This is a genomic window from Flammeovirgaceae bacterium SG7u.111 (assembly GCA_034044135.1).
Taxonomy (GTDB): Bacteria; Bacteroidota; Bacteroidia; order Cytophagales; family Flammeovirgaceae.
In genome coordinates, this window is sequence record CP139021.1 from 4,830,346 (window position 1) to 4,847,975 (window position 17,630).

Consider the following 17,630-nt stretch of genomic DNA (forward strand, 5'->3'; position numbering starts at 1 on the left):
GAACTACAACCATTAAAAAACTATTCAAAACCCTAGATGTCGAAAACGAAAATTACCCAACTTTTTAACCAGTGGAAAAAAGCAAGGCAAAACGCCGAGCAGCATTCCCTCCATCAAGAACACTTGGTAGAGGCGATTGCCCTTTCCCAGAACCTTCGTTTTCAAGCCCAAGCTTCGCCAAAAGATAGTTTCGAGCTTTTCTCCACTTTTTCCGAACCCATTGCAAGCGTTTTATTTTCAGGAGAAAAAGGAAAAGAACCTGATACAAAATCCCCAATTACATTTGAAATAAAAGAAGAAAAAAGCGGCAAAGAATTCGGGAAGCTTTACCACGCTTTTTGCGAGGAAATAGAAGAACAAAAGGAATTAGAAATAGCTAAAAAAAAGTACGAAGAAGCACTTAAAAAGAACAAAAAAAACTTGCTCAAAGCTGCGGAAAAACTAGAAGTCTCCGACAGAAAGTTTTCCAAAAACCGTCAAGAGCTTGCGCAGTTTTACGGCGACATGCCCTTGGGAAAACCCTCCAAAAAACAGCTTTTCAGCCATGTAGCCAATTGCTTGAATTGCCTTCCCTTGCTAAAGGGAATCGGTTGGAAGTCCACCACTTTTCCCGCTCTTCTTGAGTTGGTCATCACCCTTTCCGAGCAAGCGGATGAACGCACAAAAGCAGCCAGTTTAGCCCTAGAAAAGTTGGTTCGAACGCTAACCAAAGGCTATGAAGAAAGTGAAAAAGCTACGTTCGTTTCCTCTTATATCGCCCTGCAAGAAAATGCTCAATTTGAGCTACATCCTACATTTCTGGAAGCGATAACCCATTTTTCCCCATCGAAAAAAAAGGAAAACCAAAAAGCTTTATTTGTGGGAAATTTGCCCTATTCAACTTTCAAGAAAACGACCCAACTTACTGACCAGCTTACATCCTTGCTTTTGGCAGGAAAAACCGAAGTGATTTTTTGGGTGGAAAATGGGAAAGAGGATAAGAAAAAAAGTAGCACAAACGCAGCGCAAGCAGGGCTTTTCCAAACTACCCACCCGAACACGATTCGTTTCAAACAGTTGCTTTCTAGCGAATACGATGCTGTGCATTTCAATGCTTCAACCCAAAAAACTTTTCCCTTTCCAATTCCGTCCGAGGAAATTTCTTTCGGTAAAGTACTTGGAAAAGCGCAAAATGAGCAGTTTTCCCAAACGCTCAATTCCCTTTCTTTTTTGGAGGAAAGGGTAAAAAAAGATGGCTCGTTTCAACTCGTTTTACCCAAGGTTTTCGCTACTGCTAAGGCATTTGAAGGGCTAAGAAATTGGCTGTGCGCAAAGTTCCAAAATTTGTGGTTGCTCCCCTTACAATTCGATGCAGCGGGCAACCCAAACGAGGATTTTTATTTGCTTTGTGAGGGAAATGGGAGTGGAAAGCCTAAAGCTACTTTAAGAGTTTTCTCGGAAAAAGCACCAACCTTGCACCAAGTTTTTGGGCAATGGAAAACCTTGCAAAGGTCCAGTCTCAACGAGCAGCCGATTGACCAACCTTGGGTGGTGGAAAAAGGAAGCGATTTCGAGAATTTGTTCCCACTTTTTGAGAAAGGAAACCCCTCGGCTATTTTCAAAAACCTAGCAAAACCCACCGAAACAGAGCCACCTTTTAGCCTTTCTTCAAGTGAAGCCTCCGTCATGGTTCAGCCTTTCATTCCTGCTTTTTCCAAGGGGAAAGTGGAAAAACCAATTCCTCATATTTTCATTTCCCAAACGGAGAAAGGTTTTATTCCTTTCGCTGGGCTTGCACCGTTTTCTAAAGAATACAAGGGGAAAGTTTTTGGTTTCTCTCTGGAGAAAAACATACAAAAAGAAGCGGTAAAAGCTTTCGAAAAACATTACGAGGCGTTAAAAACAAAACAGCTCAACAAGGTAAGAACTGGACTAACTCAAGACATTGAGCAAATGCTAAAGGAGCTGGACACTTTTACCAAAAACCTGCCCGTCATCCACAAATTCACCCTCAAAATGGTAGGTGATTTTGCAGAACTTGGCACAAACTTTAGCTTCGCAAACAGCGGCGAACTTGCCGAAACCGTTGCCCTTTTGGACGCCAAAACCAAACAACTTTACAAAAGCGCCCAAGAGCGGAAAACGCTATTTGAAAAGGTACTGAGAAAAACCGATAGGCTTCAAAAACTGCTAAAACAACTTGAAAATGAGGAAAAAGAAATAGAACACGCTATTGGGAAAATTGACGAGGAACGCCTTTTTTATTATACCTACGCTATTCTGAACCATCTGGAATTTGCCGAGGAATACGGGGAAAAGCTTTCCAAAAACTTGGCAAAAATCCCGCTGTACGATGAGTTTCGGGAGTTTGCCAAAAGAGGCAAAAGCTTGTTCGAGCTCCACAGTGTTCAAGTAGAACCAGACTTACTACCCGCCCCCATTTTTGAAGACTTGGAAAAAGACGAACCCCTGCTCAAGCTCAACAAAAAAGAAGGCTGGATTTCCCTAGGAAACGGAAAAGCGCTGGTCATAGAAAACCCCGCTGTGTTCAATTGGCAACTTGATGGGAAAACCGCACTTTCTTACCTTTTAGGCAGGTTAAAAATAGCTCTAAAGCAAGTAGAAAAACCTAGTGAAGAGGAGTTGGTGAACGCAGTGCAGCGCTTGGTTTATGTTTGTGAGCAGGCAAATTAATACCGTCGTGGTCGTGAGAAGAATCAATCAAACAATTCCTTCCAACCAAAGTTTCCCTATCATACCAGCACACTTGGTTTTCATTCAACCTTAAACCATCACCCATAAACCGAAAAACTTCATCTTCTAACTCTAGCTCATGAATTCATACATCAACGCTGTGGGGAAAGCGACGGCTCCTTACAGGGTAAAACAAGCACACATTGCCGATTTTATGTGTGAAACGCTCCAGCTATCCCCCGAAAAACAGCGCGAACTAAAAGTACTTTACCGGGCAACGGGCATCAATTACCGCTACTCTGCCATCAAGGATTTTGGAAACTCCAGAGGCAATTTTTCCTTTTTCCCCAATGAAAAAAATGCAAACCAACCAGGCGTTTCCAGCCGAATGGATCTTTATAAAGAAACTGCTCCAAAGATGGCATTTGAAGCTATTTCAAATTGCTTTGAGGGCTTTGAAGGCTACGGTTTAAAAGATATTACCCACATTATCACCATCAGTTGTACTGGACTTTATGCTCCAGGTTTGGGTATCGAAATAATTAACCATTTTGGACTCAACAAAACCATCCAACGCACAGGGGTAAATTTCATGGGCTGCTACGGAGCATTCAATGGGCTAAAAGTTGCTGATAACATCTGTCGAGCCAATCCTGAAGCAAACGTTCTCATGGTTTCGGTAGAGCTTTGTTCTATCCATTTCCAAGACAGCACTGCACCTGATGACCTCTTGGCAGCCTCCCTTTTTGCTGATGGATCGGCAGCAGCGCTTCTTTCTTCCAAGGCAATTTCTGGCTCGCTGAAAGTCGAGAGTTTCCACTGCGACCTAAACACGGAGGGAATAGACGAAATGGCGTGGGATATTGGCGATACGGGCTTCAATATGCGGCTTTCCCAGTATATTCCCGAGCTAGTAGGCGATGGTATTCCAAGCTTGGTAGAAAACCTGTTTTCGGGGCACAACATTCGACTAGATGATATTTCTCACTATGCTATACACCCTGGGGGGAAAAGAATTCTGCAAAAAACAGAGGAAGTTTTGGAGATTAAGCGGGAGAAAAACAAGTTTGCACATGAAGTGCTGCGGGAATACGGCAACATGTCGTCTGCCACGGTGCTTTTTGTGCTGGATGCCGTGCTCCAAGAGATTGGAAAAACGGAAAAGAAAGGCAATGTACTGAGTATGGCATTTGGACCAGGGCTGACCCTTGAGTCAGCTTTCTTTAAATATGTACCGTAGAGTGTAGAGGTTAGATGAATTGACAAACTCGGCTCACAAGTACAACTAGCAACAAGAAACCAGTAACCCCAGCAGTAAGAGCATGTTTAAATTTTGAAAAAAGCTGGGCAGCCCAAAACTTTGTAGTGACCAAACAACAAAGTTTATGGAAACCGACCAAAGCCGATTGACTGCCCAGCAATGGGAATATATCAAAGAATGCCTACCTGTGCAAAGAAAGCGTAAATATGATTTGCGCGACGTGGTGGATGGCATATTTTATATCTTGCGCACGGGGATGCAATGGCGGAACCTCTCCGGTGGATACCCCCCATGGCAGAGTGTCTATTATTATTTCCGCAGATGGAAACAGGACAACACCTTGGAGCGTATCAACGCCCAGTTGAACAAGAAATGGAGAGTGGGGGAAAACAAAAAGGAGACCCCCAGTATGCTATCCATTGACAGCCAGTCGGTAAGGCGTGCGCCTTTCATAGGCCAGGACACCGGCATAGACGGTAACAAGAAGGTGGACGGCAGGAAAAGGCACGTGGTCACCGACACGTTGGGGTTGGTATGGGGCGTGCTCGCCGGCCCGGCCAACGAGCCTGATGGGGCGGCAGGGCAACGGGTGGCCGACCCCTTGCTGGGCTACCTGGATAGGATTAAGAAGATACTGGCCGACCATGCCTACAAAGAAGGCTTCATGGGCTGGGTGGAGGAAAATATCAGGGGTGTGGGGGTCGAGATTTCCTCTTGCCCACCGACCGCCAAGGGCTTCGTGCCCATCAAGTGGAGGTGGGTCACGGAAAGGACTTTCGGGACGCTCAATTTCTTCAGGAGGCTGTCCAAGGACTATGAAAAGACCACAAAAAGCCAAGAAGCTTGGGTGCTATGGCAAAACTGCCAAATAATACTCAACAGGCTCAAAAGAAAACATGAATTAAATTTTTAAACATGCTCTAACAGAAATTATTCAAAAAAGCTATCTAAAAAAACAATATGTCAGCAACACCATCTACCATGATTCCCTTGGGCTCAACCGCCCCTGATTTCACGCTTCCCGACACGGTGAGCGGCAAAGACATTGCCCTTTCTGAGCTTCAACCAGAAGTAGCAACAGTGATTATTTTCATCTGCAACCATTGCCCCTATGTGATTCACATAGCCCCTAAATTTGCCGAACTGGCAAAGGCTTACCAAGCAAAAGGAGTGAAATTCGTAGCCATTAGTTCGAACGATGTGGTAAATTACCCGCAAGACTCTCCTGAGAAAATGACGGAATTTGCCAAGGAATACGACTTGTCTTTCCCTTACCTCTACGACGAAAGCCAAGAAGTAGCCAAGGCGTACAAAGCAGCTTGCACGCCCGACCTTTTCGTGTTCGACAAAGACCTCAAATGCACCTACCGAGGGCAGTTCGATGCTTCCCGCCCCAAAAATGTTTTGCCTGTTACAGGTGAAGACTTGATAAATGCGTTGGATTTGATGTTGGATGGAAAAGCTGTTCCCGAAACACAAATTCCTAGCATAGGCTGCAATATAAAGTGGAAGGCTTAGTGGGGTTGCGGGTTGGAATTATTTATTAAAAACATCAGAAATGGAAATCTATATAACTTCAAATGGCGAGATGGTTAATTTGCCTCAGGGCTTTGACCTAAAGATAGACGAGCTATCTAATGGTGTTTATGAAATCAATATATCTGATAAAAATGGGCGAAGCGTTAGCGGGCAATGCACCGATACTGAGTTAGATTCATTGGTGCAGAAAGCAATTGAAAGCCTGAAAAAAGTGAGAGGGTATATTTCTGATACCAAATGAAGCCTATTCCTTCAGAATTCGTCTTAAAAAAACCAGCTCAAAGTGATTCTGTGAGCTGGTTTTCTAATTTCTAACCCCTTCTACTACTTACTCATTTCCGCCAAGTACTTGTAGAAAAGTGGAACGGTTTCGATGCCCTTGAAGTAGTTGAACAAGCCGAAATGCTCATTGGGCGAGTGGATGGCATCTGAGCTCAAACCGAAGCCCATCATCATCGAATCTAGCCCCAATTGTTTTTTGAACATCGCTACAATTGGAATACTTCCTCCATCTCTTTGGGGGATCGGCTTCTTGCCAAAGGTATCTTCATACGCCTTGCTTGCTGCTTGGTATGCAACCGATTCGGTAGAAATAACCACTGGCTCGCCGCCATGGTGCGCCGTAACTTTCACGCTTACACTTGGCGGGGCAATTGACTTAAAATGCTTGGTGAACAGCTCGGTGATCTCATCCGAAACCTGATGAGGGACTAATCGCATAGAGATTTTGGCGTAAGCCTTCGCCCCTATTACTGTTTTAGCTCCTTCACCCATGTAGCCGCCCCAAATGCCGTTTACATCCAAAGTAGGGCGGATCGAAATACGCTCGCGCGTGCTGTAGCCTTTCTCTCCGAACACATCGGGAATCCCAATTTCTTTTTTGAAATCTTCCACGTCGAACGGTGCTTTGCCCATTTCGTCCCGCAGCTCTTGGCTTAGTTCCTCCACTTTGTCGTAAAATCCGGGGATAGTCACATGTTCGTTTTCACCTTTGAGCGAAGCGATCATCTCCGCCAAAATGTTGATAGGATTGGCTACCGCTCCGCCATACAGCCCAGAGTGCAAGTCACGGTTCGGGCCGGTAACTTCTACCTCCATGTAGCTCAAACCTCTCAAGCCTACCGAGATAGATGGAATATCGTTGGCGATCATTCCTGTGTCCGAAATAAGGATCACATCTGCCGCTATTTTCTCTTTGTTAGCAACCACGAATTCTTCTAGGTGCGATGAACCTATTTCCTCCTCACCCTCTAGCATAAACTTTACGTTACAAGCCAAAGAGTTAGTCTGCATCATGGTCTCGAAGGCTTTTACGTGCAAATACATTTGCCCCTTGTCGTCGCATGCGCCACGGGCATATATTTTCTCATCTCGTATCTCAGGCTCGAAAGGAGGGGACGTCCAAAGCTCCAATGGGTCGGCAGGCTGCACATCGTAGTGACCATATACCAACACGGTGGGCAAAGAAGGATCGAATATTTTTTCGCCATAGACGATTGGGTGACCGGGCGTTTCGCAAAGCTCTACCTTTTCCGCCCCAGCAGCTTCCAGTTTTTCTTTCAAAAACTCCGCTGCTTTTTTCACATCTCCGGCATACGCCTTATTGGTACTGACAGATGGAATTCGCAGTAAATCAAATAGTTCGGCAATGAAGCGCTGCTTATTTTCCTCTATGTATTGTTGCATATTTTGTTTGGTTGTTTTTTGAATAATCCGAATGTTGGAAATATAGCAAATTGAGGTGGGATGCGCCAAGTTAACTTTGAAAATGATTTTTTTGGGGTGTGGGTACGCCGTCCGAGATTTGTAATCTCGGACGGCTTATCGTAAGACTTGCAGTCCGACCTTTAGTAAATCGGATTTCAAATCCTGTGATAGGGCTTCGGAGTTACAAACTACGAAGAGCGAGGCTATTTGTATTAGGAGGCTTGGCTTTTCTACTAATGCGTATATCCGCAATTTCACGAATTTATCCGCCATTGTTCAATTGATATTTTGTACCTTTTCGCTCTCCCTTTTTGATTAAAATTTCTTTTTCTGTTAGTTGTTCTAAATCTCAGACATCGGAGCTATAGTAGGACTTACAGTTCATTCTTAGGTATTTGCTTCTAGTAGGCGTAGAAGGCTAAAAACGTTAATCATCACTATCTGAGCTGTTGTTTTTATACATTGTTGCAGCTAACTCTTTCTCAATTTCCTCTATAGTCGGCAATTCAGGTTTTAAGTCAGTTGGTATAGAGTTCACAATTTCATATTCCGCTACACCAATTGGTTGGCTTGTTCCTCGAAGTGCATATTCAGCGATCACTTCAGATTTACTTTTACAAAGGAGTAGTCCAATCGTAGGGTTTTCATTTTCGCTTTTCATTAAGTCATCAACCGCAGAAAGATAAAGATTCATTTTTCCTGCATATTCTGCTCTAAATTTCACTGATTTCAGCTCAACGACGACATAGCACTTCAGCTTAATATGATAGAAAAGCAAGTCAATATAGAAATCCTCTCCATCAATTTTCAATGGCACTTGCCTGCCAACAAATGAAAAGCCACCGCCCAGTTCAAGTAAAAATGATGTAATGTGTTTAATTAACTGTTCTTCTATATCCTTCTCTAACGCTTTTTCATTTAAAGTCAGAAAATCAAATTTATATGGATCTTTCAGGGTTTCAATCGCTAATTCTGATTGTGGAGTTGGTAAAGTCTTTGGAAAGTTTGTAATTGCTTTTCCCGAGCGGTTATAGAAATCTAAATCTATTTGATGAGCAAGAACAGTCCTAGACCAATTGTTTTCAATCGTTTTATTGATATAAAATATTGCCTCGGCACTATTCTCAGCTTTAGTTATAATCAACACATTGTGTCCCCAGGGAATTTGTCCAACAAGTTGCTGGACTTTTTCAATTTCAAGTTCTGATTTGGCATAAAACTCATACCATTTTCTCATTGAAAATAGGTTTGAGCGAGAAAACCCTTGTTGATTTGGAAAGTGATTCCTTAAATCTTTCGATGCATTTTCAACAACAGATGTTCCCCATTTTCCAAGATTGATTTTCTCAGAGATTGATTTACCAATTCTCCAATACAAATCTAAAAGTGTCTGGTTTACAGAAATCGACGCTTTAATCTGAGACTTTTGAATTTCAGACTTTAATTCTTCAATCCACTTTTTATATTCTCCTGTATTTTGGGTTAATTCCATTTTGCAAGACTTTCCTCAAAGATAAATTTAATCAAGCTAAACCTTTGTAGATCGAATTAGCTCCAATATTCAGTTATCGCAACAATTACTTTGCCCCTTCTTGTGTGGGCATTATCGCCATGGTTTTTTTGAATAATCCGAATGTTGGAAATATAGCAAATTGAGGTGGGATGCGCCAAGTTAACTTTGAAAATGATTTTGGGGAGGGGGCACGCTGTCCGAGATTTGTAATCTCGGACGGTTTATCGTAGGACTTGCAGTCCGACCTTTAGTAAATCGGATTTCAAATCCTGTGATAGGGCTTCGGAGTTACGGACTTTGGAGAGCGGGTCGAACTGGTGCATCAGATACCAGTTGGTAACCAACGTCTACTTATTTTTTAATCCTCTAATCCTGACATAAACTTTAAATATCGGGTCGATAAAAGAATACCTCCCATTTGAAAGTTTTTTTAAAACTGGTTTCGTATTCCCATTTTTCACCAATGAGTTAACTATATTGGCTGGTGAATTAATTCCTAATTCTTTCGCTGTTTTATAAATATCTTTTGTTGAAATTACAGTATTAAGTTCCTCTGCAAATAAAACTAGCAACACCTCTTTATTACCTGAATAATCTATTGTTTCTAAATAGAGTGTTTCATATAAATTTGGTAGTCTACCCTCTGCAATTCTCTTAAAAACAGATTGAACTGTTTCAATATTTATCTTCCTTTGCCCTCTCTCATGCGCCAAATAAAATGACTCTTTCCCTATTAAATGTACAAAATAAGGAAAGCCTCCTGCTAATTTTACTATATAATCTCTTGCTATATCCTCTATCTCAAAATAATGAGAAACACGATTTTCAGCTTTTTTAAATATTTCTAGCAACTCATAATCGAGCATTTGGTCAATTCTAATAGGATACGAGAATCTTGATATAGATTCATGATCTGAAATTAATTTAGTGAAAGAATCAGAAATGCCTACAACACAAAACTTAAAGAAGTCATTGGTACAGGCTTTAAGTAAGAGAACCAAACCCTGTTTTATCTTCTATTAGATCAAACTCATCTATAAAAACGATAAATCCTTTCTTATGGAAATTTTCTTTTTGAATCTGACCAAGTAGTTTTCTGAAATTCTGAATGACATCATCGGATTCTTTAATTTCATATTTAACATCCCTTCCCTCCTTTGCGGTAAAGTCAACTAAATTCTTAATGCCTAATTTACCACTTTGAGAAAAACTTTCAGTAACCCCTTTTTTTATCTTGTTTCCTTTATCGGTATGGTCAAATAGCTCTTCACTGTTTTCGTCTCCAAATAATATTCTCTTTATTAAGTCTTGTGTATTTTTTATCGATTTATCGCAAGTAATAAAATGTGTTAAGAAATTAAATTTCAAATGTGCTGTTTCAATGTACCTGTCTAAATATAGAATTTGTTGCAAAGTATCATCACCTTCAGCAATAAGTTGAACTTGTTTTGCAACTGAAGTCTTACCAATACCTCTAATACCAAAAATCGGGATAAAACTTCTTATGTCGCTTAAAGCACGGACTGCAGTTTTAATCTCTTCTTTTCGTCCAGCAAAAAATGCAGGATTATCAATTTCTCTTGATGGGAAGAAAGCATCTTCAATATCTTCTCGTGTAATATTATTCATAGCCCTTATGGTATTTAACTCTCAACACCTAGATATATGATGTCGCACATTTTTCAATCATCAGATGCTATTTGCACGCTCAACTAAAGATAAGTCTTCAGCCCCCCTTTTTGAGGCACATCCTCTGTAAATCTACAAAACAATTCTTTTTTATCAAAGTACTTTATGTTAAAAGCAAGGTGTTAATTCTATTTTCATAAATCGTCCACCCCAAACTAAAAAAATAGTTTGGATTGCTTGCTTTTAACCAAACTAATCCTTTAGTTTGAACTATTGATTTAGTTTGGTTGATTAAACACGCTTAATAAATGAAAGAATTAACAAAAGCAGAAGAGGAGATTATGCACGTATTGTGGAGGCTGGACTCCGCATTTGTGAAGGACATTATTCCCGAATTGCCCGAGCCAACGCCTGCCTACAATACGGTTTCAACGATTGTCAGGATCTTGCAAGAAAAGGGGTTTGTGGGGCATGAGAAACACGGGCAATCTCACAAGTACCATCCTTTGGTTACCAAAGAAGCATATACCAAGTCCTTTATGAAAGGCTTTGTTTCAAAGTACTTCAGCGGATCGTATCAGCAAATGGTCTCCTTTTTCACCAAAGAGGACAATCTCAGTTTCAATGAGTTAGAGCAGCTATTGAAAGAACTTAAAGAAAAGAAATCATGATAAATTACTTGATAGAACTCTCGGTCATCCATAGTATGCTTTTTCTGGGGTATTGGCTTTTCCTGAGAAAGGAGCGGCAATATGCCAATATGAGGTTTACCCTGCTAGGGTCCACATTTTTGGCGCTGACCATTCCTTTGCTCAAGCTTCCAAAGCTATTGCTGGGCAGTACTGAACCTCTTGCCGCTATTCCAATACAAGCTATCTCGCTAGATGCTATAACCATTGCCCCAAGTTCAGAAACTTCCTTTTGGAGTTTTGACCAACTTATCTGGGTATATGCAACCATCAGCGGCTTTTTCCTAGTCAAATTCGCAAAGAATGTGCGCTACTTAATGCGCTTGGAGCGAGGCAGTACCTATGAGAAATTTAATGGGATGTACATACGCAGAACACAGAACATAAAGGGGAGTTTCTCTTTTTTCAATTGGATATTCCTGAGCAATGATATTGATAAAAGCGAAGAAGATTATCAGGTAATCTTGAAGCATGAAAAGGCGCATGTTTCTATGAGGCACAGCTACGATTTGGTATTCTTCGAGCTATTCAAAGTGTGTTTTTGGTGGCTGCCTTCTGCTTGGCTTATCATAAAAGAAATGAAGAAAATACATGAATATCAGGCTGATGCCCATGTTCTCAAATCTTTTGATCTGGACCAATATTCGACAATCCTGATCACTTCTACTTTAAAATTAAATGGACTGGTGGGGTTAGCCAGCTCTTTTCACGATGGTTTAATAATAAAACGACTAAAAGCGATGAAACAAAATGCAAAAAATGTACGCCCATGGAAATGGGGAATCTTGAGTTCCATGTTCTTAATACTATTGGTAGTTTTCGCATGCAGCGAAGAGGCTGACATAGCTGCTAACGAGACGGGCAGCCTAAAGTCTAGCATGGAAGAAGTATTTACAGTGGTGGAAGAGGTTCCGCAATACCCTGGTGGGATAGATGCTCTTTATAAACATGTAGCTACTAACATAACTTACCCCAAAGAGGCAAGGGTGACTGGTGTAGAAGGTGTGGTAGATGTCCAGTTCGTAGTAGAAAGGAATGGTTCTCTGTCAGAAGTAAAAGTGGTTAAAGGTATAGGCGCAGGTTGCGACGAGGAAGCGGTCAATGTATTGCAAAATGCTGCTCCGTTCAAGCCTGGCAGCCAACGAGGCAGAACGGTACGGGTACGGATGGTTATGCCGATAGAATTTAAGCTGGATCCTGAAAAAACGAACAAGGATAACAGCGCACAGGGAATGGTTATCGTAAACGAGGTCCAACAGAAAAATGAGACCCTCAAGATAAACTCAAAGTTTGAAGATGGAGAATGGTCTGGTACTATCTACGATGCAAATGGCAATGTACTTCCTGGTGCTAGCATAGTGGTGGCTGGGACTACAAGAGGAACGGTATCTGACTTAGATGGCTCTTTTAAAGTGAAAGCCGATAAGTCCAAAGACCTACATATAAGTTTTGTGGGGTATGAAACCGTGAAACTGGAAAGTAAATAAAACATGCAAAAAAATAAAAAAGACAGAGAACCTAGGTTCTCTGTCTTTTTTATACTTTTTCAGCTTTATAGTTCTTAGCTCCTACCCTCGGCATGGTTCGGAATAGGAAATCCCACATAGGAGATGTTACACCATAGGCTCTATCGCTTTCTTTATAATGATGGATACCGTGGTGGATCCAAAGTACTTTCAAAAAGTTTTTGGGCGGACGGAATGCGTGGACGATGTAATGGAAACATAGGTAAGTTGCATAACCAGAAAGGAAACCTGGGTAAAAAGCAAATACATAATTGCCCAAAGTCAGTTTGAATGCAAAAAACAAGAGCGTTGCCAATACGACACTTATAACCGGAGGCATAGCCAAACGAGCCTTGTCTTTAGGATATTCATGGTGAACTCCATGAAAGTTATACTGAATGCTTGATTTCACTTTATTGTCAGGCTCCATATGGAAAATGAACCTATGGATACAGTATTCGACCAGGGTGAATAACACAAATCCGATGATAAAGATGATAACAGCTAACAAAGGAGTTACCAAACCTTCCACCAATCCATACCCTAATGCAACTGCTGCTGCACTGTAAAAAATAATAAGGGGAACAGAGATATGTGTACGTGTGAGACTTTCTAATACTGGATTTTTAAAAAGCTGTTTTTTACCAGTATTCTTGGGTTTTACAGTTGAGTGTTCCATTTCAAAAATATGAAGTATGAGTCCTAAAAGAATATAATATCTAAGCTAGTATATCAGCATGCATTTGGCTAGTAGGGCGTTGACTACAAAAGAAATATCGGAATAGTAAAAATCATATAAAACAGCAGCAAAATAGTTGACATTTTTTACTATTCCAAACTCTAGTTATTTGACAAACAACATCTCAAAAAAGACAATGTTTAGATTTTCCTTAAAATTTTTACTTGTTTAAACATCATATTCCAATACATGATATTGGTAGTTCAATGGCTCGAAAGTCTCTAACAACTCAGATAAAAAGTTGGGGTTATTGAGGTAAAAAGCCAAAAGGTTATCATATCGTTCTTGTGGACCTCCGCCCGGAAAGAGTTTTTCCTTGAGGCCAGTAAGTTGGTTTATAGCTATTTCTTGGTTCTTCTCCTCTGCTTTTTTAAGCCTACGCTGTATGTTATCAATCTGTTTTCCCACTTTGGTAGACTCGCCTTTTATATAACCTTCCAAGGATTTATCTACATTTACCGCTTTGGCGAGAATAGCTTCAAACACCTTTTCCATATCCGCTATTTCGGTACCTAGCTCTAAGTTTTCCTCGCTGTTCCTAAGCAAATAATCTGTTTTGAGCTGGTGCTCGTCCAAGAACAGTTCTTCGGTGGATAGGGCTAGTTTATTTACCTTTTTGGAATTGGCTTTATTGATGACCAAGGCAAAGTTACGGGGAACAAGAAGCGGGAAGGGGATTTGGTAATGATCGAACACGCCTTTGAGTTGCAACCAGTACACCAGTTCTGAAGGACCGCCTGTATAGGATAGGTTGGGCAAGATCACTTCTTGGTAAACCGGCCTGAGTACTACATTGGGGCTAAATTTCTCAGGGCTTTGCTCTATCAGCTGGTTGATTTCCTCTTCGCTAAAACATCGGTCTGTATTGAGGACTTCATATCCTTTTTCCGTTTTTTCAATTCTCTCCCTAACACCGTCTTCCAAATAGAAGAAATTTATTTCCCTAGGAAAAACTTGGGTTTTATAGCCCAGCTCGTCTAGCTTGGCCGAAGTATTTTCTACCGTCTGCTTGGCATTATGGTTCTTCAGGTCGTCGAAAATCACTTCCCTAAATTCTTTTTTAAGCTGAGGGTCGTCCGCATCTATCACCACCAACCCTTTTTCACCAAAAAGACCGCTTACAATCTCCCTAGTTGCATCTGCCAGTGTATCGTTACCCAAATATGCTTTTTTGAAAAGCTCGGGCACCTCCCCTATTTCCTCAATGAGCGCAGAAAGCGAAGATGGGCTGAGCCTGCCCACCGCTCCTGCGGCATCGGCATTTTCCCAAACCAACTTCTTTCCAAAAAGATTAAAATAACTGATCTCCTCAAAATCATGGTCTTCCGTAGCCATCCAATAGACCGGCACGAAATTGAACTCAGGAAATTGCTTTTTGAGCTCTTCTGCCAAGTTGATTACCGTCACTATTTTGTAAATGAAATAGAGCGGACCGGTGAAAATATTCAACTGATGGCCAGTGGTTACGGTGAAAGTATTCTCCTTAAGCAAGGCATCAATTTGCACACTTGGACCGCTAAGGTTAGCATACTGCGCAGTGAGCGCTTGGTGTAAAACCTGCCTTTTATTCGTACTAAATTTCTTTTCTTCTAATTGCTTTTTAAACCCTTCAAGATCGGGAGAATTACCATAAAAAGGTTTTACGGCAGCATCTTGATTGATATAATCCAAAAATGTTTTGCTAAAGGTATTCGCCTTTTCAAAAGGCAGCTTTGTGATTTTCATAAAAAATTGTTGCTCAAAGTAATGTTTAGTACCCAAGAAGAAACTTTGGTTGTTGAATTGGAAACCGGTTTCCCAAAATTTCCAAAGGTAAAAGCCTCGACCTTTAAAAAAGGTTTCAAAAAAAGGAAAAAATCCCCACGCCCCCAAAACCTAGAAGCAATTGGCTGGAAATAAAAAGTAAAAGCTGGGCGTAGAAACATGCCCAGCTTTTGCATAAACTGTATTGGTATGAGGGAAAGAATTAGGCAATAACCGAAGCTGCCGCTTCAGATTTACCTTCTGCCTCTTCCACTTCCTTCATTTTGTTTTTGTTCCGGTTATACGGACGAATAATCAACCTGATGCCTCGGTCATAATTGATATAGTTCCACAGCCAATTGATCAGTACAATAGCCTTATTTTTGAACCCGACCAAGAAAAGTAAGTGAACGAACATCCACATAGACCAGGCAAAAAAGCCTTGGACTTTAAAGTTAGGAAGCTCAACCACAGCCTTGTTCCTTCCCACCGTTGCCATTGAACCTTTATCCGTATACTTAAACGGTTTGGGATCTTTTCCTTTAAGCCATTTATAAATATTCTTTGCCACGTTACTTCCTTGCTGAATAGCCACCTGCGCTACCATAGGATGCCCCTGAGGGGTATCATCGTTGATCATAAGTGCTACATCACCTATGGCAAACACATTATCATGCCCTTTGATGCGATTAAACTCATCGACCAAAATCCTGTTTTGCTTTCCTACTTGGCCTACATCCAAACCTTTGAGCACATTGCCCTTCACCCCTGCCGACCAAATCAGTGTTTTTCCTAATACTGTCTTGCCTAAGTTGGTTTCCACCTTGTCCCCATCAAAATCCGTTACTTGGGTATTGAGCCACACATTCACTCCCAGTTTCTCCAAATATTTCTGGGCCTTTTCCGAAGACTGGTCAGACAAGCCTGGCAACAGCCTTTTTCCAGCTTCCATCAAATGGATTTGCATTCGTCGCACATCTAGCTCTGGATAATCATTGGGCAATACGTGCCCTTTCAGCTCACCCAATGCACCTGCTAATTCCACACCAGTTGGACCGCCGCCCACTATCACGAAGTTCATCCGGCTCTCCCGCTTTTTGAGATCGGCATCGAGCAAGGCTTTTTCAAAATTCTGTAACATCAGACTGCGCAAATCCAACGCTTGTACCACTGTTTTGAGTGGCATGCCGTAATGCTTCACTTTATCTAGCCCGAAGAAGTTGGTGCTTGAACCTGTGGCTATGATCAAATAATCAAAAGAAAGCTCACCGATATTTGTCTTGATGACGTTCTCTTCTGCATTCACCTCTTCTACTTCAGCCAAGCGAAAATAGAAATTAGGATAGTTCTTGAAGATTTTGCGGATAGGAAAAGCAATTGCATCGGGCTCAAGCCCAGCAGTGGCTACTTGGTACAACAATGGCTGAAAAGTATGGTAATTGTTGCGGTCGAGCAATATAATTTGTACATCTTTCCCCTTGAGACCTCTGGCAATCTCTATCCCTCCAAATCCACCTCCAATGATCACCACCCTAGGGATGTTCATGTCTGGCACATCTATTTTTTGCATCTGATATGGTTTAGTAAGTATTAGATTCAACTATATAACGTATCACATTATTTAAACCTATTTTCACCCTCCAATTGTTTCATTTTTAAGGTAAAATAATAAACGTAACAATTGTTATAACGGGAACGTAGCCAGTATTAGGGTAACAAATTCTATTCGAATAAAAGTAAGTAGCATGATATGCGAATACCTTATAAAACTATAAAAGCTTCTAAAATTTTACTTATTTCGCATTAAACATATTTTTGATAAACTACCCTGAGCTCAGGCTACAAATTACATCTAAGATAACTCACTTAAAACAAGCGTTTTGAAACAAAAAAAAGAGATTTACAGAAAGCTCCAACAAAAAGGCATAGCAATAGAAAACGCATGTGAGGTTGGTGTATATATGCCCGAAACTTCTAATATTATTGATTTTATAGAAGATGGGCAACCTTGTATGTTAGTAGAGCCAGATCCTGCAAGTATCAAAAAAATAAAAGAATTGTTTGGCGATAAGAAAAACGTTCAGTTGTATCCATATGCCATGTATGATTATAATGGCAAACTCTCTTTGTCTCAAGCAGATGCCTCCACTTTTGTATCTGAGTTAGAAGCAAGCCCTGCGCTCATCAATGATAAATACCAAGTTGACAGTTCGAAAAATTTTGAGGTTGAGTGTAAAAAGTTCAGTGAAATAGATCCAAAAAACATTGATCTGATCAGCATAGACATTGAAGGTTCAGAATGGTATGTGCTCAAACATATGACAAGCAGGCCTAAAGTGATTTCAGTAGAAACTCATGGAAAGTTCTATGTAAACCCTTATATGGGGAAAATAAACCAATGGATACAAGACAATGGATACCTCATTTGGTACAAAGATGGAAGCGACACGGTTTTTGTCAAAAATGAATTATTTGAAATCACCCTTTCTGACAAATTGGCCTTGCAGCTAAAAAATCTGAAAATTTCCTTACGTAGGGCAAAAAAGGTTTTTAGATAAAAGAGACTATGAAGTTGTTCAATGGCTGAAACTGCACAAGATCCCCCAAGTCAAACAACGTTCGCTTTAGTAGC

General features: G+C 40.9%; 15 protein-coding genes. 8 read left to right on the top strand and 7 right to left on the bottom strand.

The genetic code is table 11. The annotated features are described in order from the left end of the window. The first annotated feature begins 36 nt into the window (after positions 1-36). From R9C00_18885 to R9C00_18905, 5 genes are all read left to right on the top strand, one after another. On the top strand, positions 37-2,673 hold the full coding sequence (locus R9C00_18885) for a type ISP restriction/modification enzyme (protein ID WPO33767.1): 2,637 nt from the start codon (positions 37-39) through the stop codon (positions 2,671-2,673). Positions 2,674-2,812: 139 nt separating this feature from the next. Then, a complete protein-coding gene (locus R9C00_18890; GenBank protein WPO33768.1) occupies positions 2,813-3,913 on the top strand; it encodes a type III polyketide synthase in 1,101 nt (366 codons plus the stop codon). A gap of 145 nt (positions 3,914-4,058) precedes the next feature. Continuing rightward, positions 4,059-4,847 (top strand): IS5 family transposase, encoded by a 789-nt coding sequence (locus R9C00_18895; protein ID WPO33769.1) that lies wholly within the window; start codon positions 4,059-4,061, stop codon positions 4,845-4,847. A gap of 47 nt (positions 4,848-4,894) precedes the next feature. Further along, a complete protein-coding gene (locus tag R9C00_18900; GenBank protein ID WPO33770.1) occupies positions 4,895-5,452 on the top strand; it encodes a thioredoxin family protein in 558 nt (185 codons plus the stop codon). 40 nt (positions 5,453-5,492) lie between these two features. After that, positions 5,493-5,714: a hypothetical protein gene (locus R9C00_18905; GenBank protein WPO33771.1), complete on the top strand. Its 222-nt coding sequence runs from the start codon at positions 5,493-5,495 to the stop codon at positions 5,712-5,714. An 83-nt stretch (positions 5,715-5,797) separates the two neighbouring features. Here R9C00_18905 and R9C00_18910 read toward each other — a convergent pair whose 3' ends face one another. From R9C00_18910 to R9C00_18925, 4 genes are all read right to left on the bottom strand, one after another. Beyond that, the gene (locus R9C00_18910) at positions 5,798-7,183 is read right to left on the bottom strand and encodes a dipeptidase (GenBank protein ID WPO38779.1); all 1,386 of its coding nucleotides are present in this window, start codon (positions 7,181-7,183) and stop codon (positions 5,798-5,800) included. A gap of 424 nt (positions 7,184-7,607) precedes the next feature. Then, positions 7,608-8,672, bottom strand: a complete 1,065-nt coding sequence (locus tag R9C00_18915; protein WPO33772.1) for a PDDEXK nuclease domain-containing protein — start codon at positions 8,670-8,672, stop codon at positions 7,608-7,610. 368 nt (positions 8,673-9,040) lie between these two features. After that, positions 9,041-9,559 carry a hypothetical protein gene (locus tag R9C00_18920; GenBank protein ID WPO33773.1) on the bottom strand — a complete coding sequence of 173 codons (519 nt, stop codon included), beginning with the start codon at positions 9,557-9,559 and terminating at the stop codon, positions 9,041-9,043. Between the two features lie 118 nt (positions 9,560-9,677). Further along, positions 9,678-10,322, bottom strand: coding sequence for a hypothetical protein (locus tag R9C00_18925; protein WPO33774.1), 645 nt, complete (start codon positions 10,320-10,322; stop codon positions 9,678-9,680). Between the two features lie 308 nt (positions 10,323-10,630). On the opposite strand from R9C00_18925, the gene R9C00_18930 reads away from it, so the two are divergent. Continuing rightward, positions 10,631-10,993 carry a BlaI/MecI/CopY family transcriptional regulator gene (locus R9C00_18930; protein ID WPO33775.1) on the top strand — a complete coding sequence of 121 codons (363 nt, stop codon included), beginning with the start codon at positions 10,631-10,633 and terminating at the stop codon, positions 10,991-10,993. After that, on the top strand, positions 10,990-12,498 hold the full coding sequence (locus R9C00_18935; GenBank protein WPO33776.1) for a TonB family protein: 1,509 nt from the start codon (positions 10,990-10,992) through the stop codon (positions 12,496-12,498). Before R9C00_18930 ends, R9C00_18935 begins: the two co-directional genes overlap by 4 nt. 49 nt (positions 12,499-12,547) lie before the next feature. Here R9C00_18935 and R9C00_18940 read toward each other — a convergent pair whose 3' ends face one another. From R9C00_18940 to R9C00_18950, 3 genes are all read right to left on the bottom strand, one after another. Beyond that, positions 12,548-13,195, bottom strand: coding sequence for a sterol desaturase family protein (locus tag R9C00_18940; GenBank protein WPO33777.1), 648 nt, complete (start codon positions 13,193-13,195; stop codon positions 12,548-12,550). A gap of 228 nt (positions 13,196-13,423) precedes the next feature. Continuing rightward, the gene (gene bshC / locus R9C00_18945) at positions 13,424-14,980 is read right to left on the bottom strand and encodes a bacillithiol biosynthesis cysteine-adding enzyme BshC (protein WPO33778.1); all 1,557 of its coding nucleotides are present in this window, start codon (positions 14,978-14,980) and stop codon (positions 13,424-13,426) included. Positions 14,981-15,221: 241 nt separating this feature from the next. Then, the gene (locus tag R9C00_18950) at positions 15,222-16,568 is read right to left on the bottom strand and encodes an NAD(P)/FAD-dependent oxidoreductase (GenBank protein ID WPO33779.1); all 1,347 of its coding nucleotides are present in this window, start codon (positions 16,566-16,568) and stop codon (positions 15,222-15,224) included. Positions 16,569-16,878: 310 nt separating this feature from the next. Between R9C00_18950 and R9C00_18955 the strand changes: the two genes are divergently transcribed. After that, entirely contained in the window at positions 16,879-17,556 is a 678-nt protein-coding gene (locus tag R9C00_18955) for an FkbM family methyltransferase (GenBank protein WPO33780.1), read from the top strand. The last annotated feature ends 74 nt before the right edge of the window (positions 17,557-17,630 follow it).